We start from the raw sequence: 18,966 nt of genomic DNA on the forward strand, positions 1-18,966 counted from the left end.
CTGCGCGCGTGCATCGGCTGCGCAAAACAGGCAAACGATCGCGAAGCGCCCGATGCGCATTGAATGGACGGCAACGCCATTATTTTTTCGCCGCGTGACGCGCGGATGAATGGGCCGGTGGCTCGATGCGTGGTCAAATCGGAGCCCCTCGTCTGCCAAGCGATTGTGCCCGAGAGGCGTGTGACAACACGAGCGCGCGACAGTTCGCGGACGGTGCGCGGGCTCGACCGTTAGTTGCATTAACGGCGGCGTGATCGGCGCCCTTCTCCGCTCGCGTCCCAGCACGATTTCCGCGTCTCTGTAACAATCACTACATTCGCCGCGCGGCCGCCTGAAATGCTTCGAACGCTGGAATCGGGCCACGCGCGTCTCACGTCCCGCAACCTCTGCCACTCGCGCGCCTCGACTCGTCCGGCTGCGCGCGGGCATGCTCCACCCGACGAGCCACCGCCTTGTCCGACAAACCCAACGCCGCCCACCCCTTTCCCGCGGACGTCCCGATGTCCGCCGCCAACCGCCGCGCGATGGCCGCCATCATGCTCGCCGTCGCGCTCGCCACGCTCGACACCGCCATCGCCAACACCGCGCTGCCCGCCATCGCCGCGGACCTGCATGCGGCGCCGGCGGCGTCGGTGTGGATCATCAATGCGTATCAGCTCGCGATGGTCGCGACGCTGCTGCCGCTCGCCGCGCTCGGCGATATCGTCGGGCATCGGCGGATCTATATCGGCGGGATTGCGCTCTTCACGCTGGCGTCGCTAGCGTGCTCGCTGGCCTCGACACTGCCGCTGCTGGCCGCTGCGCGCGTGCTGCAAGGCCTCGGCGCGAGCGCGATCATGAGCGTGAATACCGCGCTGATCCGCTATCTGTATCCGCCGCACCGGCTCGGGCGCGGTCTCGGCACCAACGCGCTGATCGTCGGCGTGTCGTTCGCGGTCGGGCCGACGGTGGCGTCGCTGATTCTGTCGGTTGCCGCATGGCCGTGGCTGTTCGCGGTCAACGTGCCGCTCGGCCTGCTGGCGTTGGGCTTCGCCTGGCCGGCGTTGCCGCACACCGAGCGCGGCAAGCACAACTTCGATCCGGTGGCGGCGCTCCTGAACGTCATCACCTTCGCCGCGTTGATCTTCGCGCTCGGCGAGGCGGCCCAGCGGGCCTCGACACTACTGGTGCTGAGCGCGGCGGCGATTGCGGTGGTGTTCGGGCTGCTGCTGATCCGCCGCGAAGCGGGCCATCCGGCGCCGATGCTGCCCGTCGATCTGTTCAAGCGGCCGGTGTTCGCGTTGTCGGCGGTGACGGCCGTGTGCTCGTTCGCCGCGCAAGGGCTGGCGTTCGTCTCGCTGCCGTTCTACTTCGAGGACGTGCTGCATCGCAGCCAGGTCGAAACCGGCTTTCTGATGACGCCGTGGCCCGTAGTGGTCGCGCTGGCCGCGCCGCTGGCGGGCAGCTTGTCCGACCGCTATCCGCCGGGACTGCTCGGCGCGATTGGTCTCGCGGTGATGTCGGCGGGGATGGCGTCGCTGGCGCTCCTGCCGGTGCATCCGCACGTGCTCGACATCGGCATTCGCATGGCGGTCTGCGGCGCGGGCTTCGGCTTCTTCCAGTCGCCGAATCTGAAGGCGTTGATGGCGAGCGCGCCGCCGGAGCGCAGCGGCGGCGCAAGCGGCATCGTCGCAACCGCGCGGCTGCTTGGGCAGACCACCGGCGCGGCGCTGGTCGCGTTGAGCTTCGGGATTGCCGGCCGGCATGGGCCGACGCTGGCGCTGAGCACCGGCGCCTTCTTTGCGGGCGCGGCGAGTCTCGTTAGCGGGCTCAGGTTGCTGGCGCCGTCGCATCGGTCAGGCGTGCATGCGAAAGCGTCGATGAAATGAAAAAAGCGGGCGCGCTGGGGTGACAGTGCGTCCGCTTTGGTTTGCTGGGTTGCTGATTTGTTCTGCTGCCTTGCTTGGTGGTGTTGCTCGCAGCGCTTAGCGTTCGGCGTTCGGCTTTACCGCGCCGCGAAATAGCCCTTCACCGCTGCGATAAACGTATCGATATCCCCACGCGATACATCCTTATGCGTCACGAATCGCGATGCATACAGCATCTGCGTGAGAATGCCGCGTTCCTTGAGCCATGCTTCGAGCGGCGCGCAATGCTGCTGCGGAAACTGCGCGAACACCATGTTGGTGGCAACCGACTGCACCTTGACCTGGTCGATGGCTTCCAGACCCGCTGCCAGATGCGCGGCGTGCGCGTGATCGTCGGCGAGGCGCTCGACGTTGTGATCCAGCGCGTACAGGCAAGCCGCCGCCAGTACGCCGGCCTGACGCATGCCGCCGCCCAGCACCTTGCGCCAACGGTGCGCCACGTCGATCAGCGCCCGGCTGCCGACCAACACCGAGCCGACCGGCGCGCCCAGTCCCTTCGAAAAACAGACCGACACCGAATCGAAGGGCTCGCACAATGCCGCAACCGGCTTGTCCGAAGCGACCGCCGCGTTGTACACACGTGCGCCGTCGAGGTGAGCGGACAGGCCGTGCTGACGCGCAAGTTGCACCGCCTCGGCGACATACCCCGCCGGCAGCACCTTGCCACCGATGGTGTTTTCCAGCGCCAGCAGTCGCGTGCGCGCGAAATGGTTGTCGATGGGCTTGATCGCCGCGGCGATCTTCTCCAGCGGGATCGAGCCGTCCGCGGCATTTTCGAGCGGCTGCGGCTGGATGCTGCCGAGGACCGCCGCGCCGCCGCCTTCATATTTATACGTGTGCGCCAACTGGCCGACGATGTATTCGTCGCCGCGCGCGCAATGCGCTATCAAGGCTGCCAGATTGCTTTGCGTGCCGCTCGGGAAGAACAGGCCTGCCTCCTTGCCGGTGCGTTCGGCCAACGTGGCCTGCAAACGCAACACGGTGGGGTCGTCGCCCCAGACGTCGTCGCCGACTTCGGCGGCCGACATGGCCGCGAGCATCGCCGGGGTTGGACGGGTTACGGTATCGCTGCGCAAATCGATCATTGTGTGTCCCTGTGCGTCTGTGAATGACAACCTATGCCAGCCGGTCGACGCACCGCACCGTCGGTATCGACGGGCGGCCACGGCGCCGGCAGTTTAGCCACACAGTATATTCAATTAACGCGGCGCTGAAATCGCGCTAGAAAGAAGCCTCACCCGCCCGACTTCGGCAGCCACGCAAGCGGATCGACCGGCTGGCCGTTCTGGCGGACCTCGAACTGGATCGACGCCACCCCGCGGCTGTCCACCCCGACTTCGCCGATGGTTTGTCCCTGCGCGACCGCGTCGCCTTCCTTGACGAGCAGCGTGCTGTTCTGCCCGTAGGCGGTAATCAGCGAGTCGTCGTGCTTGATGATGATGAGCGGGCCGTACGCCTCGATACCCGTGCCGGCGTACACCACGCGGCCGGTGGCGGCCGCCTTGACCGGATCGCCCGCCCGGCCGCCGATCACGATGCCGTTCGATTTACCCGGTGCGAAGGCTCTCAGCACCGGCCCACGCACCGGCCATTGCAACACGCCCTGCTGCGGTCCGGCGGATGCCGTGGGCGCGCCTGGCGTAGCGGAACCGTTCGGCCCGACGGCGACCGGCGGCGTCACGACGCTGCCCGAGGCCATCGGCGGAGACACCCGCAGCACTTGCCCCGGCGTGACGGCGGCGTTGACCGCAAGGCCGTTCCACGCCGCGATTTCCTGCGGCTTGCGGCCATATGCGGACGCAATCCCGCCGATGGTGTCGCCCGGATTGACCCGATAGAAACCGGCCGGAACCGGCACCGTGCTGAGCGTAGTCGGGCGGGAAGGTGTGCTGCTGTAAAACGGCGTGCTGTCCCACGGCATTGTCGTACAGCCGCTGAATATCACGCTGAGCGCGGCCGCTGCCAGCAACCGGGTCCCCGTCAATTGCCATGGTCTTGTCATGTGATTTTCCTCGGCACTTTGTTCAATCTATCGGATTCAATCGATGCCCAAGCATTTGCCGTGCCGCTCGTCTCGAGGGCGCGGCAGCGGTTATCCATTATGCCGCCGTGCGCAGTGAGAACCGCGCCGGCATGGCATCGGCCGTCCGCCAAGATTCAGACGCTGCCCTCTGCCTCGACGACCAGAATGCGCGCCGCGCCGATCGGATGAGCCACATGTTCGGTGCCGACCGAAGCGTAGAACACGTCGCCCGTCTCCAGAATGGCCGACTGTTCAACGCCGCCTTCGCGATAGCGCATCTCGACGCGGCCGTCGAGCACGGCGAACACTTCCTCGCCGTCGTTGACATGCCACTTATAAGGCTGATCGGTCCAATGCAGGCGCGTCGTGATGCCGCCCATGTTGGCGATATCGAGCGCGCCCCAGGCGCGCGTCGCGGTGAAATTCTTGCTGCGAATGATCTTCATGGTCACGAGGCAGTTGAGAGAAAACAGCGCCGGCAAGGCATACGATTCATTGGACACGGCGGGTCGCCAGAACTCGCGCGAACCGCGTTCCGGCTGGCCCCATTATAGGTGCGCTGGGCGGCGTGCTTGCCGCCAGCGGGCCGCGCGGCGATTTGTGTGAGTATTGAATCCTTTTAGGCCTCGCCTATACTCAGTCATGCTGCCGCAACGCGCCGTAAGCAAAACGTTTGAATCAAGCGAGGGGGTTGAGGATGAACAAAGCCACTTTTCTGGCCGTACAACTCAACGTCGACGATGTCGCGGCGTCGCCCGGTCTGGTCGAGTTGCTGAACACGCACCTGGTGTTCGCCGCCGACGTGGCCGAAGCCGCCGACGCCCTCGTCCAACTAGCCAGCATTGCGGGATTGTCGAGCGGCGTGGAGGCCAGCGTCGAGATTCCCGCTTTGGCGATCGAGCGGCTGCGCGAGGCGCTCGACAATCTGAGCGGCTACGACGAATCCTGGCTGCTCGCTCTCGAACCCAGCCGCGCATTATTCGATGAAATAGGCCGCCGGCATCGCACGCTGCATTAGAGCCGCACTGGCGGGTTGCATCCGCCGCGCCGCGCATCTCCGGCCGCGCCGTAAACGACAAACGCCGCCCGGCAACCCGGACGGCGTTTTCATTTGCTTGCCACCTGGCAATCAGGCGGCGTTTCCATCAGCTTCGGCGCAGATTAGTTGCCGAAGTAGACCGAGTTACGGTCGTTGCTGCTCACCGGACGGCCAGCTTGCGAGCTGCCGGCAATCGGTGCGCCGTAGCCGCTGTTCACAGCTTGAGCGGTGCCGTTTTGCGCATCGACGCGTGCCTGGGCGGCCTGGATGTTAGCCGGGTAGTTGATCTGGTCGCCGATCGGGTTGTAGCCGGCCTTTTCCAGTTGAACCAGTTCAGCGCGAACTTGAGCGCGCGTAACCGGCTGATTCGATTGAGCAAACGAAGCGACAGGAGCGGCCAGAGCGGCGGCGACTACGACTGCAGAGATGAGAGCCTTCATGATGTAAACCTCCAGAACTTGTTTTTTAATTCGCTGCGGATTTGTTGTTCCGTAGCGCTTAAGTAGAAGTTTAGGAGGGTCGGCACCTAGGGGAAACCCCTAAAACGACGAAACTCTATTTCGAATTCCGCAACAGTAGCTGACGGGTCACGTCGGCGGCCAGTCCGCCCGCTGGCTTTCAGCAATAATTCGCCATCTCGAATTTGAAGCGCCTTTGCAGCCCGACGCGCCTTGCTGCAAGGGCGCGCCGGGCCGCGATTCAAACGCTCAGCTCCAGTTGGCGTGGAAGCTGCCCGGCTTGTCGATGCGTTCGAACGTATGCGCGCCGAAGAAATCGCGCTGCGCCTGCACCAGGTTCGCCGGCAGACGTTCCGACCGATACGCGTCGAAATACGCGATCGCCGACGCGAAAGCCGGCACCGGCACGCCCGCGTTGACCGCCGCTACCACGACCTCGCGCAACGCCGCCTGATAATTCTTGGCGATGTCGCGGAAATACGGATCGAGCAGCAGATTGGCGATCGCTTTGTCCTTCGTATAAGCGTCCGTGATCTTTTGCAGGAAGCGGGCACGGATGATACAGCCGGCGCGGAAAATCTTCGCGATCGTGCCGTAGTCCAGATCCCACTTGTACTCTTCCGACGCGGCGCGCAGTTGCGCGAAGCCTTGCGCGTACGAAATCACCTTGCTGAAGTAGAGCGCGCGGCGCACCGATTCGATGAAGGCGTCGCGCTCAGCGCTGAGCGGCTTGGCCGCCGGTCCTTCCAGCACTTTGCTCGCGGCCACGCGCTGCGTCTTCAGCGACGACAGCACGCGCGCAAACACGGCTTCCGTGATCAGCGGCAGCGGCGCGCCGAGGTCGAGCGCGTTCTGGCTGGTCCACTTGCCGGTGCCCTTCTGCGCGGCGCGATCGAGGATCACGTCGACCAGATCCTTGCCGGTTTCGTCGTCTTTCTTGCTGAAAATCTTCGAGGTGATTTCGATCAGATAGCTGTCGAGCTCGCCCTGATTCCATTCGGTATAGACCTTGCCGAGTTCTTCGTTCGACAGACCGACCACCTGCTTGAGCACCGCGTAGCTTTCCGCGATCAGCTGCATGTCGCCGTACTCGATACCGTTGTGCACCATCTTCACGAAGTGGCCCGCGCCGTCCGGTCCCATGTAGGCGACGCACGGCTCGCCATCCGGCGCCTTCGCGGCGATTTCGGTGAGGATCGGGGCCACGAGGTCGTACGCGTCGCGCTGGCCACCCGGCATGATCGACGGACCTTTCAATGCACCTTCTTCACCGCCCGACACGCCCGTGCCGATAAAGTGCAGTCCGGACTTCGCGAGATCCTGATTGCGTCGGATGGTGTCGGTGAAATGCGTGTTGCCGCCGTCGATCAGAATGTCGCCCTTGTCCAGCAGCGGTTTCAACTGGTTGATCGTGGCGTCGGTGCCTTCGCCCGCCTTGACCATCAGCAGAATGCGGCGCGGCTTTTCCAGCGACTCCACGAATTCTTCCAACGTGAAAGCCGGCACCAGCTTCTTGTCCGGATATTCGGCGATGAGTTCGTCGGTTTTCTCGCGGCTACGGTTGAACACCGACACCGCGTGGCCGCGGCTCTCGATGTTGAGCGCCAGATTGCGGCCCATGACCGCCAGCCCCACCACGCCGATTGCCTGTTTGCCCATGTGAATTCTCCAGAGTCCAAAAAATGTCGTGACGCCGCGCCGGAAAGAACGTCGGCGGGACGTCGAGGGTGAAAGAATAAAAGAAATGCCAGCTCGCCGCTCGCTGGCGGGCAACGGGCGGCGCTTCCCACCGAGTCGAACCTGCGGTGAGCCCGCGTTTAACGTGTGTCAGACTCGCGCCGCGTCCGCGCGTTTCCTGAACACCAGACTGAAATTGTTGGCGGGCATCGCGATCGGCTCGTCGCACACGAGGCCGACTGAAGCGCCCAACGCCACGGCCTCCTCCATGTCGCGCACGCCCCATTCCGGGTCGCGGCCGCGCAACTGCTGGTCGAATGCATCGTTGCTCGGAGAAGTATGCGCTCCGCCGCGTTTGTATGGGCCGTACAGGTACAGGACACCGCCATCGACGACACGGCGGCTCGCGCCCGTGAACAGTGCCTGCGCCGCGCTCCACGGCGAGATGTGAATCATGTTGATGCACACCACGGCGTCGAGCGTGTCCACGCCCCAGTCCAGCTGATGGACGTCGAGCGCGAGCGGCGCGCGCACGTTCGTGAGCCCTTCGTGCGCGACCCACGCGGCAATCGAATCACGCGCGCCGGCATCGGCGTCGCTCGGTTGCCAGTCGAGTCCGGGCATGGCGCGGGCAAACCAGATCGCGTGCTGGCCTGTGCCGCTCGCGATTTCGAGCACGCGGCCGGTGACCGGCAGCGCCGCGCGCAACACCGCGAGGATCGGTTCGCGGTTGCGTTCAGCGGATGGCGAATGTTGCCGCAACGCCGGTTGGGAATCGGTCATGGTCTGCTTCGGTTCTGCTTCGGTTTCAGTACAGGGTCGCACGCACGCGTTCGGCGAGTTCGCGATCATAAGTCGCCGCGTCGAACTGCGCGCCGTTGATGCGCCGGTGAATCTCGCCGGCACTCGGCAGCCGCGACCGTTCGACGTGATGCGCCGGGTCCCACAGTTTCGAGCGCACCAACGCTTTCGAGCAGTGAAAGTAGACGCTGTCCACGTCGATCAACAGCACGGTGCGCGGCAGTTTACCTTCGACGGCGAAACTGTCCAGCCATTGCGGGTCGTCGGTAATACGGCCGCGGCCGTTCACGCGCAAACTTTCGCCCACGCCGGGAATGATGAACAGCAGCGCCAGCCTCGGTTCGACGATGATATTGCGCAGACTGTCGAGGCGATTGTTGCCGAGCCGGTCCGGCAACGCGAGCGTGCGTTCGTCAACGATGCGCACGAAGCCCGGCGCGTCGCCGCGCGGCGAACAGTCGAGACCTTCCGGGCCCGCGGTGGCGAGCACGGCGAACGGCGCGACTTCGATGAACGCGCGATAGTCCTCGTTGATGTAGGCAATCTCCTTGCGCACGGCGCGCTCATGCGGCTGACCGTAGAGGGCTTCGAGCTGTGCGATCGTCGTCAACATCGGCGTTCCTTTTTTGTTGATGTGGCCGTTCAATCCAGCGCCAGCCGGCCGGCCAGCGCGGTCAGCGTCTCCGCGCACGGGGCGGCGATTTTTAGCGACAACAGCGGATCGGCGCGCGTGCGCCCGAGATTGATCGCGACGACCGGCTTGCCCTGCTTCTGCGCCCACACGCAAAAGCGATAGCCGGAATAAACCATCAGCGACGAGCCGACCACCAGCACGGCGTCCGCCGCGTCGAGCGCGTGCGAGGCCGCCTCCACGCGCTCCTTCGGCACGCTTTCGCCGAAGAACACCACCGCGGGCTTCAGCAAGCCGCCGCAATTCGAGCACGACGGAATGCGGAACCCGCCGAGATCGTGCCACTCGAGATGCGCGTCGCCATCGGCGGCGGTCTCGGCGGTCACGTCGACAAGCGCGGGATTGTCCGCTTCAAGCGTCTGCTGGATCGACGCGCGCGAGTGTTGCATGCCGCAGTCCAGACACGTCACACCGTCTATGCCGCCATGCAGTTCGATCACCTCGCGGCTGCCCGCCCGCTGATGCAGGCCGTCGACGTTTTGCGTCACCAGCGTCGGCACGTGGCCAGCCGCTTCGAGCCGGGCCAGCGCGGTATGCGCGGCATTGGGCTGCGCGTGCGCGACCACCGGCCAGCCGACCATGCTGCGCGCCCAGTAGCGCTGGCGCATCGCGAGCGTGCCGAGAAACTCCTGCACCGTGATGGGCGGCGAGCGTTTCCATTCGCCGTTGTCGTCGCGATAGCCGGGAATGCCGGAGTCGGTGCTGATGCCCGCGCCGGTCAGCACGAACAGCCGCGGATAACGCTGCACGAAGCGATGCAGATCGTCCAGCGTGTGTGAGTCAGTTAGGGGTTCAAGAGGCGCGGACTGAAGGTCGGTCATGACGGGGCATGGTGAAGGGCTGCGGCGGTCCCGAGGCAACATCTCGAGCGCCGTTCAACGGTGCGAACGCGGCTTGCTTTGCCGCGTTACCGTCTTGTGCTGGGCCTGCTGCGCTTGCCACTCGGCGAGCGCGGTTCGATAACGTTCGAGCGCTTCGTCGTAGAGATCGAACACACACGGATTGCAGCCGCTATGACAACAGTCGTCGAGATCGGGCTGCACGGGCGGCACCGGCTGCGGGTCGTCCTTCGGTGTGGCTCGGGGCACGGCAAATCGCGTTCCATCCAGGCGGGAAGCGAACAGTATAAGTTGATCCCGCGCCGCTTGCTGTTCGTGCGAGGCCGTCAGCCCCGGCCGACGAACGGCATCTTGCTCGCCATGATCGTCATGAACTGCACGTTTGCCGAGAGCGGCAGTTCCGCCATATGCAGCACGGCGTCCGCTACGTGCTGAACGTCCATCAGCGGCTCGACCGCGATCTCGCCGTTCGCCTGCGGCACGCCGCGCGCCATGCGTTCGGCCATTTCCGTCGCCGCATTGCCGATGTCGATCTGCCCACACACGATGTCGTATTTGCGGCCGTCGAGCGACACGGCTTTCGTGAGCCCAGTGATAGCGTGCTTGGTCGCGGTATAGGCAACGCTGTTCGGCCGCGGCGCATGCGCCGAGATGGAACCGTTATTGATGATGCGCCCGCCGCGCGGGCTCTGCGTTTTCATCAGACCGAAGGCCGCGCGCGTGCACAGGAACACGCCGGTGAGATTGGTGTCGACCACCGAGCGCCATTCGTCGATATCGAGTTCGTCGATATCGACGGGCGAACCGTTGCGACCCGCGTTGTTGAACAGCACGTCGAGCCGGCCGCGGCGCGCGCGGATCGTCTCGAACAACGCGGTGACGCTATCGGCGTTCGTGACGTCGCACGCCACGGCGAGCGCGTCGCCGCCGAGTTGCTGCGCTTCCTGAACGACGGCGTCGAGCGGCGCCTGACGACGGCCGGCCAGCACGACGCTATAACCGTGTTCCAGCAGCTTGAGCGCACACGCGCGGCCGATCCCGCTGCCCGCGCCCGTCACCAGCGCGACCTTCTTGATTCCCGTTTCCGTCACAGCAGGTCTCCTCGTAGTTCAGTTGATGCAGGGTGCAGACAGTCTGCGCGCGAACCGGCGCTCGCGGGGCGCCACGTCTTTCAGCTCGCTTTCATTATTTGCTGTTCCTGTCCGCGGACGGGTCGCGGCGCGCATCAATGGTATCGTTTGCTGTTGCGCGCCACGCGCGCGATTCAAGGCCTTCCCAGGAAGGAGGAAGGAAGACAGGAAGCACGCTTTATGAAACAACTCTCCACGCCGCCGCATGGCGTCCACGATGCGCCGCCACGCCGCTGGCCGCAAACCGGCTATCCCGCGATGCTCACCGCCACCGCCGCATGGCACGTAATCGTGCTGGCAGGATGGCTGGTCGCGCCCGCCGCATGGCCCTGGTGGCTGGCCGCGATCTTTGTGAATCACGCCATTTTCACGGTGGCCGGCCTGTTGCCGCGCACCTCGCTGCTCGGCCCGAACTGGACCCGCCTGCCGGCCGACTCACGCAACGCCGACGCGATCGCGCTGACCATCGACGACGGTCCCGATCCGGCCGTCACGCCGCAAGTGCTGGACCTGCTCGACGCCTTCGGCGTGCGCGCCACTTTCTTCTGCATCGGCGCGATGGCGCAGCGTTATCCGGAACTCACACGCGAGATCGTCGCCCGCGGCCATGCGCTCGAAAACCATTCGCAGGTGCACGTCCACACGTTTTCCGTGACGTTGCCGGGCGCCCTCACGCGCGAGATCGACGCGGCGCAACGCACGCTCGAAGCCTTGGGCGGCGAACGGCCGATGTTCTTCCGCGCGCCGGCCGGGTTGCGCAACATCTTTCTCGAACCGGTCTTGCGCAAGCTCGATCTGCGGCTCGCGGCATGGACGCGGCGGGGCTACGACACGCGTGAGCGCGATCCTCAGGTGGTCACGCGGCGGCTGCTCGACGGCCTCGCGCCGCGCGACATTCTGCTGCTGCACGACGGCAACGCCGCCCTCACCGCGGAGGGCATGCCGTTGATCCTCGCGGTGCTGCCGCGTGTCATCGACGCGGCGCGGCAACGGCATCTGCGTTTCGTGACGCTGCGCGAAGCGCGCGTGGACAACCGAGGCGCGTAGACGCGTACGTGCACAGCCCACTCAGCCCATGCGCGGTACACGTAACGCGGCTCGCGCGCCGTTCAACGCGAAGCGAAGCGCGCACACCACCGCTACATGCGGAAATCCGCCGCCATGTCTTCGTCCGTGCGCGCCTCGAGTTGGCCGCTGCGGCACGCCTTCAGGAACACGTCGTAATCGCGCTCCACCTGATCCGCGTAGGCCGTGGCATAGCCGGTGAGCGCCTCCGCGAACTGGTCGCCGCGGCCGATATACGCGCTGACTTCGATGGCCTGCCCGCTCGCCTTGGCATGCGCGCGCGCCATGATCCAGCCGCATAGCCGCGCATAGCCTTCCAGCAGGTCAATGTCGAACAACTCGATGTTCGCCGAGAGCTTCATATCGCGTAGCTGGCGGAAATAGAAATGCCGCCCGAGCGGCCCCGTCGCCCAACCGAGGAAAATATCGCTCGCGGCCTGCAGCATGCGCTGTCCCTGCACGACGCGTTCGCCCTCGTGCCTGGTGCCGGGCGACTTGTAGAACCGCGCGATCACCGAAGGCCGTGCCTCCTTCATTTGCACGAACAGCGGCTTACCCATGTGATCGACCATCAGCACCACCATGCAGCGCGTGCCGACGCTGCCCACGCCCACCACCTTGAACACGATATCCTGCACGGTGAAATGACTGAGCAGTTCGCGCCGGTCATGCGACATCGTCTTCAGATACTCGCCCCACATGCGTTCGAGCATCTTGCGCGAATTCCCGGCTCTGAACGCTTCGGTCTCTTCCTCGGTGAACAGCGAGTTGGCACCGAGCACATGGAACAGCGCAGGCGGCGTGTCGCGGATCGTCCAGTGCTCGCCGTCGTGCTCCGCCATTTTCTCGAGCAGGTTCTCTTGCGTCCGGCTCGCGGCTTTTTCCATGCCGCGCCGCACGGCGCGGCGGCGTTCCGGCGTCAACGCCGTCTCCGCCATGCGGTCGAAGGTGATGCGGTCGTACCAGAGTTCGAGCGCGCCGCATTGCGCATATTGCGACATGCGATCGCGATACTCAGTGACCGCCGTCATTACGAGATTTTCCGCCGCGCCCCGGCTCAGACGCATATGACGCGCGGCGACGACGAGGCTCGCGGTCAGACGTTTCAGGTCCCACTCGAACGGCCCGACCGACACCTCGTCGAAGTCGTTCAGATCGAAGACGAGTTGCCGCTCGGGCGTGGCGAAGCCGCCGAAATTCATCAGATGGCCGTCGCCGCATATCGGCATGGTCAGGCCGGAGTCGCGCACCTGGCTGAGGTCGTGCGCCTGCAGGATCGCGGTGCCGCGAAAAAACGTAAAAGGCGAGACGGCCATGCGCCCATAGCGCAGCGGCACGAGGTTGTGCACCCGACCCTCGCTGCTTTGCTTGAGCAACTCGACCGGGTCGCGCTGCAATTCGCCTATCGCCTTATGGCTCGAACGTTTCGAATGCTCGCGAGCGGCACGGCCCCGGGCCTCCCGTTCGGCGATGGTGCTGGCTTTCATGCTCTTCTCCGTTTTTCTGAGGCTTGAGTAGCGGTTCGAGAGACTGCTTCTGCGGGCACGACAACATCCGACGTCTGGCGCGTGAGCCCTCACCAACGATAGCCCACACCGCCGAAAATCACATCCGAATCGCGATCATAGCGGGTCACGACGCGGTTCCATTCGAGTCGCGCGTTCCAGTGGTCAGTCAGGCGATACGAGCCGGCGATCGTGACGAGGCCGGAGAACTTGCCGGCGCCCGGCCCTGGCGTCGCGCTATTTTCGTTCTCGTTGATCGCATAGTAGGCGCCGAGGCCGACCGCCAGCGAAACCTTGTCGTCGAGAAACGCGCGAGTGGCCCACAACTGGCTCGTCAGGCCATCGCGCCGCGCCGCCTTGCTGCTGCCCTCGTGAAGATAGCCGACTGTCACGTCGAGATACTTCGCGAGGCCGCGCCGGTACTCGATCGCGCCGCCCAGCGCGCTCGGCGAACTGGTCGAATTGACGATGGTTTTGCCGAGATACACCGCTACTTCGTTATCGGTGACCTTGTGGGTGCTGCCGCTCGCCCAGTCGCGCGGACCGGGCGAACCCGGCGCGTCGAGCTGATAGCCGACACCGAACATCACGCCGCTTGAATCCGGTCCGCGCTGAACGTGCACGCGATTCAACTGGAGCTGCGTGATCCAGCGGTTCGACGCGTAGTACGCGGCACGGACGCTGTACACCACGCCCCAGCCGTGCGTGTTGGAATAACTGCCGCCCTGCTCGGCAGTGGTCGTATCGAAGTAGCGATATGGGCCGACGCCCGCTTGCAGGACGAACTGCGGACTACCGACGGGAATGCGCGCCCACAACTGGATCATCTGGCCGTCGCGGTGATGATCGGGAATATGCCCTTCGTTGAGCCACGTGAAGCTCGCGGCGAAATATTGCCCCAAGCCTTCCTGATAGTTGAAGGCCCACGTATAGGTGTTAATACTGCTCGCGCGCGAGCCGCCGCCGAACAGCGAAAATTCCTGAGCGTGACTGAGGGTGGAATTGAACAGCAGGCCGAGTCCCGTAACGCAGGCCGCCGCCTTGGGAACCAGACGGCGTCGAGCAGCAGATGTCCGAGTCCGCATGTGGGATTCTTCTCCGGTTGAGTCGCTAGTGCTGTCAATGTTCATGACCGACCATGATTGACGGAGATTCGTGATGCAGCAAGGCGTCACACGGGAATGACCGTCGATACGGACTGTTCGTCATGCTAGCAGACCGATCGGTAAAAAGGTTACGTATCCGTTTTGCATCAGCGGCATATTGGCTCGCGTTTTTTACCGGGCTCGGCAAATACAAGTTGCAATTGCAACGATCGCAAAACGCGGACAAATCACCGGCACCTATTCAAAAACTAACCGATTGGTGAATTTTTTGGTGTTTCATCCGGGCGAGCACTTCAGCAACGGAGAATTTAGCCGTTTACCCATACATGCAAAAAATTTTGTGACGCACCAGAAAAGTCCTTGAAATAGGAGCTGCTCTGATCGACCGTGCGCCGCGCAAGATAATCGGAGAGAGTATGTTTGTTGCAATCGGGTGGCTTCTGGTGATCGGTTCTGTGATCGGTAGTTTTGTCGGCGTGGGTGGGCACCTGCTGGCGCTCCTCCAGCCGTTCGAATTACTCTGTATTTTCGGTGCGGCAATCGGCGCATTTGTCGTGAGCAATCCGACTTCCACGCTGAAGAAAACCATCAAGGCGATTCCGTCATGTTTCAAAGGCGGCGGCTACACGAAGGAAAAATATCTGGAGCTGATCGCGCTGCTCTATGAATTGCTTCAGAAGGCGCGCAAGGAAGGCATGATGTCGCTCGAAGCCGATGTGGGCGCGCCGGAAGAAAGCGTGATTTTCCAGAAGTATTCGCACGTGCTGGAGGACCATCATCTGCTCGACTTCATCGTCGATTATCTGCGCATGATGTCCGGCGGCAACGTGAACGTACTCGAAGTGCAGGACCTGATGGACGAGGAACTGGCCACGCATCACGCGGAAGCGTCGGTCGCGGCCAACGCCATTCAGAAAATGGCCGACGGCTTGCCCGCCTTCGGTATCGTCGCCGCGGTCATGGGCGTCGTTCACACCATGGGTTCGGTCGGCGCACCGCCTGCCGTGCTCGGCGAGATGATCGCCGGCGCGCTGGTCGGCACGTTCCTCGGCATTCTGCTCGCGTACGGCTTTATCGGTCCCCTGGCCGATTTGCTCAACGCCAAAGGCCGCGCTGAAGCCAAGCCGTACCAGTGCGTGAAGGCGGTGCTGCTCGCCTCGCTATCCGGCTACGCGCCGCCGATCGCTGTCGAGTTCGGCCGCAAGGTGCTGTTCACCGCCGACCGTCCGAGCTTCCAGGAACTCGACGACGCCGTGCGCGCCACCAAGATGCCGAAGTCGGCCTGACGCGGAGCGGCATGATGAGCGAAAGAAGATCGCGCGCCTCGCAGGAGGAACAGGCGCCGGCGCCGGTGATCGTGCGCCGTTCGAGAAAAGGCGGCGACCACGGCGCCCATCACGGCGGCGCATGGAAGATCGCCTACGCCGATTTCGTCACCGCGATGATGGCGTTCTTCCTGCTGATGTGGCTGCTCGGCTCTACATCGAAGTACGACAAGCAGGGTATCGAGGATTATTTCAACACGCCGCTGTCGAGCCTGCTCGGCGGCAACGAAGGCACGGCCGCCGCGCGTCCGAGCGTGGTGCAAGGCGGCGGTCGCGACATCTCCGATACGCGGCCCGCGGTCGGCAAGAAAAGCCAGACCGAACCGACACCGCCCGCCGCGGCCACGCCGTCGGTGACGCCGTCCGATGCGGCGCGCCTCGAGCAACTGAAGGCGAAGCTCACCGCGCTGATTGAGCAGACTCCCACATTGAAGGCGTTCAAGGATCAGATCCGCATCTCGATCACGAACGAAGGGCTGCGTATCGAGATCGTCGATTCGCAGAACCGGCCGATGTTCCCTTCTGGCAGTTCGAAGCTGCAACCGTACGCGGTGACGATCCTCACGCAGATCGGCTCAGCGCTGAACGACGTCGACAACCGCATTTCGATTGCCGGCCATACGGATGCGGTGCCGTACACCGCGGGCCCGGAAGGCTACTCGAACTGGGAGCTGTCGTCCGAACGCGCGAACGCCGCGCGCCGCTCGCTGGTCGCCGGCGGCATGCATGGCGAAAAGCTGCTGCAGGTTCGCGGACTGGCCGACGTATTGCCGCTGAACAGCCATGTCGCCGATGAACCGACCAATCGGCGCATCAGCATCCTCGTATTGAACAAGGCCGCGGAACTAGCCTTCTTTCACGATGGCGGACGCACCGCGATCGACGAAGCCACGCCGGCAAGTTCAGCCATTCCCGCAGTGGTCGAACGCTTGCAGCCGGTGAACGGTTCGCATAGCACGCCGTAGTATTTTTCGGCCTCGCGTCCGATAGATTTGGCGCGTGCGCTCGATAACGCACATTGCAAGGCACCTGTGTGGTTAAAATCGAACGCATGCGCCCTGCCCTTTCCGAGCAACGGGAGCCCGAACTTCCGCTGCATACGCCCAGTGTATCGTCGGTGACACTCGCCGCGATCATCGCCATCATTGCGTGGATTTCGATCGTCGCGCAAGCCGAGATCACGATCGATCGCACGCTTGCTCGCGGGCTGACCGTGCTCGACGGCATCGCCCGCATGAGCAGTTACCTCACCAATCTGACGGTGCTCGCCTGCGCGATCTGTTTTACCTGTGTGGCCTTGCGTGGGCACAGATCGGCGCCCGCGCGGTTTTTCCGGCAACCTACCGTCGTCACCGCTGTGGTGGTATATATGGCGTTCGTCGGGATCGCCTACAACCTGCTGTTGCGAGGTTACTGGACGCCCACGGCATTCCGGCTGCTGCTCAACGAATCGCTCCACAGTGTCTTGCCCATGCTCGCGGCGCTTTACTGGGTGCTGTTCGTGCCGCGCTTTCATCTGAAGCTGCGGCATTGTCTGTTGTGGCTGGTGTATCCGCTGACTTACCTCGGCGTGACCTTCTGGCGCGGGAGTTCGTCGGATTTCTACCCCTATCCGTTCATCAATGTCGAGAGGCTCGGGTTCAGGCACGCCGCGGTGAATTCGGCGTTGCTGTTCGGCGGCTTCCTTATGTTGATGGCCATATTCGCGGGGATCAATTCCCGGCGGCGGCACTGAGCGCCAGTCTGGCGCCGCCTGTTCGGCCTTTTCCGTCGGGCGCGCTTCTTGCGCCCTGTCTGGTGGACGTAAGCCGCGCTTTTCGGCGCGGCGTGCGCGAGACCTTGGTGTGGCCGCGTTGCGATCGCAATGGCTCACACGTAAATTTGACAATGGGAGCAAAAACGTATGGACACCAATTCGGCAGCTAACACAGCGGAAGGCGCAGTCAAGGAAGTCGCGGGCAAGGTTCAGGGCGCGGTCGGCGACGTGCTGGGCGATACCGGCACGCAACTGGCCGGCAAGGCGAAAGAGCTCAGTGGCAAGGCCCAGCAACTGGCCGCGAGCACAACGAGTCTCGTGCGTGAGACCACGGCGGAAAGCCCCTTCACCGCGATCGCGGTAGTCGCGCTCGCCGGTTTCGTGGCTGGCGCGCTGTGGGCACACGGTGCTGCGGGACGCGACTATCGCCGTTAATTTTCGACGCGGCTGACCATCGGGCGATCTGCTTCAGCCGATCGCCCGTTTCGCGTTTATGCACCAACCGTTTGTGCACTACCGCTTATCCACGCCTTTACGCGCCGCTTTTCTTGCGGCGCCCCGCGCCCATCTCCAATTCGACCCACGTCGGCGCATGATCGCTCGCGTGCGGCTCGCCCCGCACCCAGCGGTCGACGCCCGCATCGCGCAAGCGCGGCGCGAGGTCGGCGCTCAGCAGCAGATGGTCGATGCGCAAGCCGGAGTTCGTGTCCCAATGCCGGCGGAAATAGTCCCAGAAGGTGTAGACGCGCTCGTCGCCGACATGCGTTCGCAGCGCGTCGGTCCAGCCTTGCGCGAGCAGCCGCTGGTAACGCTCGCGGCTCTCGGGTTGCAGTAGCGCGTCCTTCAGCCAGGAACGGGGGTTGTAGATGTCTTCGTCGGTGGGAACCACGTTGAAGTCGCCGGCCAGCACGACCGGATGGGCGCTCTTGTATAGCTTCGCCGCGTGCTTGATGAAATGGTCGAACCACGCCAGCTTGTAGTCGAACTTGGGGCCCGGTTGCGGATTGCCGTTCGGCAGATAGAGGCACGCCACCAGCACGCCGCCGACAGCTGCTTCGAGGTAGCGGCTGTGCGTGTCGTCCTCGAAACCGGGCAGGCCGCGACGGCTCTCCAGCGGCGCTTCGCCTTTGGACAGGATCGCCACGCCGTTCCATGCGCTCTGCCCTTGCCAGATCGCGCTGTAGCCCGCATCGCGCAGTTGCTCGACGGGAAACGCGCTGTCCACCGCTTTGAGTTCCTGCAGACAGACAATGTCGGGCGCCTCGCGTTCGAGCCAATGCAGCAGCGCCGGCAGGCGCGAGCGGATACCGTTGATGTTGAAGGTCGCGATTCGAAGCCGGGCCACGGCATGTCCTCCCTGCAAGGCGTCCTATTGCGCAGCCGCGTCGCACCACTCCATCGCCCAGGACTTCGCGCATGAAATGGCATCGGCCTGGTCGGAAAAGGCGTCGATGTCGCCGGAATCATGCGACTGGACGCGCTCGTTTTTGCGCGGCACGCGAGTGATCTTCGCTCTCGCATAGTAGAGGCCGTCGTCTGCGTGGCGGGCGCGGCAATCGATATGGAAATGCCGGTAGTCGAACTGCATTCGCTCTCCTTTGAACGCGCTTCACTTTATCTGCCGTAGCATTGCTTATACCCGGG

21 protein-coding genes are annotated in these 18,966 nt (G+C 64.0%); 7 read left to right on the plus strand and 14 right to left on the minus strand.

All coding sequences use genetic code 11. From position 1 onward, the window contains the following. The first annotated feature begins 500 nt into the window (after positions 1-500). A complete protein-coding gene (locus tag HF916_RS23980; protein WP_168792130.1) occupies positions 501-1,868 on the plus strand; it encodes an MFS transporter in 1,368 nt (455 codons plus the stop codon). A gap of 116 nt (positions 1,869-1,984) precedes the next feature. Here the strand turns inward: HF916_RS23980 and ltaE are convergent, their stop codons facing one another. From ltaE to HF916_RS23995, 3 genes are all read right to left on the minus strand, one after another. Then, positions 1,985-2,992 carry a low-specificity L-threonine aldolase gene (gene ltaE, locus HF916_RS23985; protein ID WP_168791271.1) on the minus strand — a complete coding sequence of 336 codons (1,008 nt, stop codon included), beginning with the start codon at positions 2,990-2,992 and terminating at the stop codon, positions 1,985-1,987. A 149-nt stretch (positions 2,993-3,141) separates the two neighbouring features. Continuing rightward, positions 3,142-3,909, minus strand: coding sequence for a peptidoglycan DD-metalloendopeptidase family protein (locus tag HF916_RS23990; protein WP_168791272.1), 768 nt, complete (start codon positions 3,907-3,909; stop codon positions 3,142-3,144). Positions 3,910-4,064: 155 nt separating this feature from the next. After that, a complete protein-coding gene (locus tag HF916_RS23995; RefSeq protein ID WP_012427812.1) occupies positions 4,065-4,376 on the minus strand; it encodes a cupin domain-containing protein in 312 nt (103 codons plus the stop codon). 251 nt (positions 4,377-4,627) lie between these two features. On the opposite strand from HF916_RS23995, the gene HF916_RS24000 reads away from it, so the two are divergent. Next, on the plus strand, positions 4,628-4,948 hold the full coding sequence (locus HF916_RS24000; RefSeq protein WP_054041885.1) for a hypothetical protein: 321 nt from the start codon (positions 4,628-4,630) through the stop codon (positions 4,946-4,948). 143 nt (positions 4,949-5,091) lie between these two features. Here HF916_RS24000 and HF916_RS24005 read toward each other — a convergent pair whose 3' ends face one another. The 7 genes from HF916_RS24005 to HF916_RS24035 form a co-directional block, all read right to left on the minus strand. Then, complete coding sequence (locus HF916_RS24005) at positions 5,092-5,409, minus strand: DUF4148 domain-containing protein (RefSeq protein WP_106282431.1); 318 nt, start codon at positions 5,407-5,409, stop codon at positions 5,092-5,094. Positions 5,410-5,676: 267 nt separating this feature from the next. Further along, positions 5,677-7,086, minus strand: coding sequence for an NADP-dependent phosphogluconate dehydrogenase (gene gndA, locus HF916_RS24010; RefSeq protein ID WP_168791273.1), 1,410 nt, complete (start codon positions 7,084-7,086; stop codon positions 5,677-5,679). A 168-nt stretch (positions 7,087-7,254) separates the two neighbouring features. After that, positions 7,255-7,887 (minus strand): DUF938 domain-containing protein, encoded by a 633-nt coding sequence (locus HF916_RS24015; protein WP_168791274.1) that lies wholly within the window; start codon positions 7,885-7,887, stop codon positions 7,255-7,257. Between the two features lie 25 nt (positions 7,888-7,912). Beyond that, the gene (locus HF916_RS24020; protein WP_168791275.1) at positions 7,913-8,518 is read right to left on the minus strand and encodes a pyridoxamine 5'-phosphate oxidase family protein; all 606 of its coding nucleotides are present in this window, start codon (positions 8,516-8,518) and stop codon (positions 7,913-7,915) included. A gap of 29 nt (positions 8,519-8,547) precedes the next feature. Further along, positions 8,548-9,417, minus strand: coding sequence for an NAD-dependent protein deacetylase (locus HF916_RS24025; RefSeq protein ID WP_168791276.1), 870 nt, complete (start codon positions 9,415-9,417; stop codon positions 8,548-8,550). A gap of 54 nt (positions 9,418-9,471) precedes the next feature. After that, positions 9,472-9,684 carry an oxidoreductase-like domain-containing protein gene (locus HF916_RS24030; RefSeq protein WP_168791277.1) on the minus strand — a complete coding sequence of 71 codons (213 nt, stop codon included), beginning with the start codon at positions 9,682-9,684 and terminating at the stop codon, positions 9,472-9,474. 77 nt (positions 9,685-9,761) lie between these two features. Further along, the gene (locus HF916_RS24035; RefSeq protein ID WP_168791278.1) at positions 9,762-10,526 is read right to left on the minus strand and encodes an SDR family oxidoreductase; all 765 of its coding nucleotides are present in this window, start codon (positions 10,524-10,526) and stop codon (positions 9,762-9,764) included. A 219-nt stretch (positions 10,527-10,745) separates the two neighbouring features. Here HF916_RS24035 and HF916_RS24040 point away from each other — a divergent pair, with 219 nt between their 5' ends. Further along, a complete protein-coding gene (locus tag HF916_RS24040) occupies positions 10,746-11,612 on the plus strand; it encodes a polysaccharide deacetylase family protein (protein WP_168791279.1) in 867 nt (288 codons plus the stop codon). A gap of 92 nt (positions 11,613-11,704) precedes the next feature. On the opposite strand, the gene HF916_RS24045 is transcribed toward HF916_RS24040, so the two are convergent. Together HF916_RS24045 and HF916_RS24050 are read right to left on the minus strand one after the other, a co-directional pair. Continuing rightward, positions 11,705-13,117 (minus strand): DUF2252 domain-containing protein, encoded by a 1,413-nt coding sequence (locus tag HF916_RS24045; RefSeq protein ID WP_168791280.1) that lies wholly within the window; start codon positions 13,115-13,117, stop codon positions 11,705-11,707. Between the two features lie 89 nt (positions 13,118-13,206). Further along, positions 13,207-14,220, minus strand: a complete 1,014-nt coding sequence (locus tag HF916_RS24050) for a hypothetical protein (RefSeq protein ID WP_168791281.1) — start codon at positions 14,218-14,220, stop codon at positions 13,207-13,209. 437 nt (positions 14,221-14,657) lie between these two features. On the opposite strand from HF916_RS24050, the gene motA reads away from it, so the two are divergent. From motA to HF916_RS24070, 4 genes are all read left to right on the plus strand, one after another. Further along, positions 14,658-15,527, plus strand: a complete 870-nt coding sequence (gene motA, locus HF916_RS24055; protein ID WP_168791282.1) for a flagellar motor stator protein MotA — start codon at positions 14,658-14,660, stop codon at positions 15,525-15,527. A gap of 14 nt (positions 15,528-15,541) precedes the next feature. Further along, positions 15,542-16,531: a flagellar motor protein MotB gene (gene motB, locus HF916_RS24060; protein WP_168791283.1), complete on the plus strand. Its 990-nt coding sequence runs from the start codon at positions 15,542-15,544 to the stop codon at positions 16,529-16,531. 86 nt (positions 16,532-16,617) lie between these two features. Beyond that, complete coding sequence (locus tag HF916_RS24065; protein ID WP_168792131.1) at positions 16,618-17,301, plus strand: Pr6Pr family membrane protein; 684 nt, start codon at positions 16,618-16,620, stop codon at positions 17,299-17,301. Between the two features lie 168 nt (positions 17,302-17,469). Next, positions 17,470-17,757 carry a CsbD family protein gene (locus tag HF916_RS24070; protein WP_168791284.1) on the plus strand — a complete coding sequence of 96 codons (288 nt, stop codon included), beginning with the start codon at positions 17,470-17,472 and terminating at the stop codon, positions 17,755-17,757. Positions 17,758-17,854: 97 nt separating this feature from the next. On the opposite strand, the gene HF916_RS24075 is transcribed toward HF916_RS24070, so the two are convergent. Then, positions 17,855-18,667, minus strand: a complete 813-nt coding sequence (locus HF916_RS24075) for an exodeoxyribonuclease III (RefSeq protein ID WP_168791285.1) — start codon at positions 18,665-18,667, stop codon at positions 17,855-17,857. Positions 18,668-18,691: 24 nt separating this feature from the next. After that, on the minus strand, positions 18,692-18,910 hold the full coding sequence (locus HF916_RS24080; RefSeq protein WP_168791286.1) for a hypothetical protein: 219 nt from the start codon (positions 18,908-18,910) through the stop codon (positions 18,692-18,694). Between the last annotated feature and the right edge of the window lie 56 nt (positions 18,911-18,966).

The sequence above is a fragment of the Paraburkholderia aromaticivorans genome (genome assembly GCF_012689525.1).
Lineage (GTDB): Bacteria > Pseudomonadota > Gammaproteobacteria > Burkholderiales > Burkholderiaceae > Paraburkholderia > Paraburkholderia aromaticivorans_A.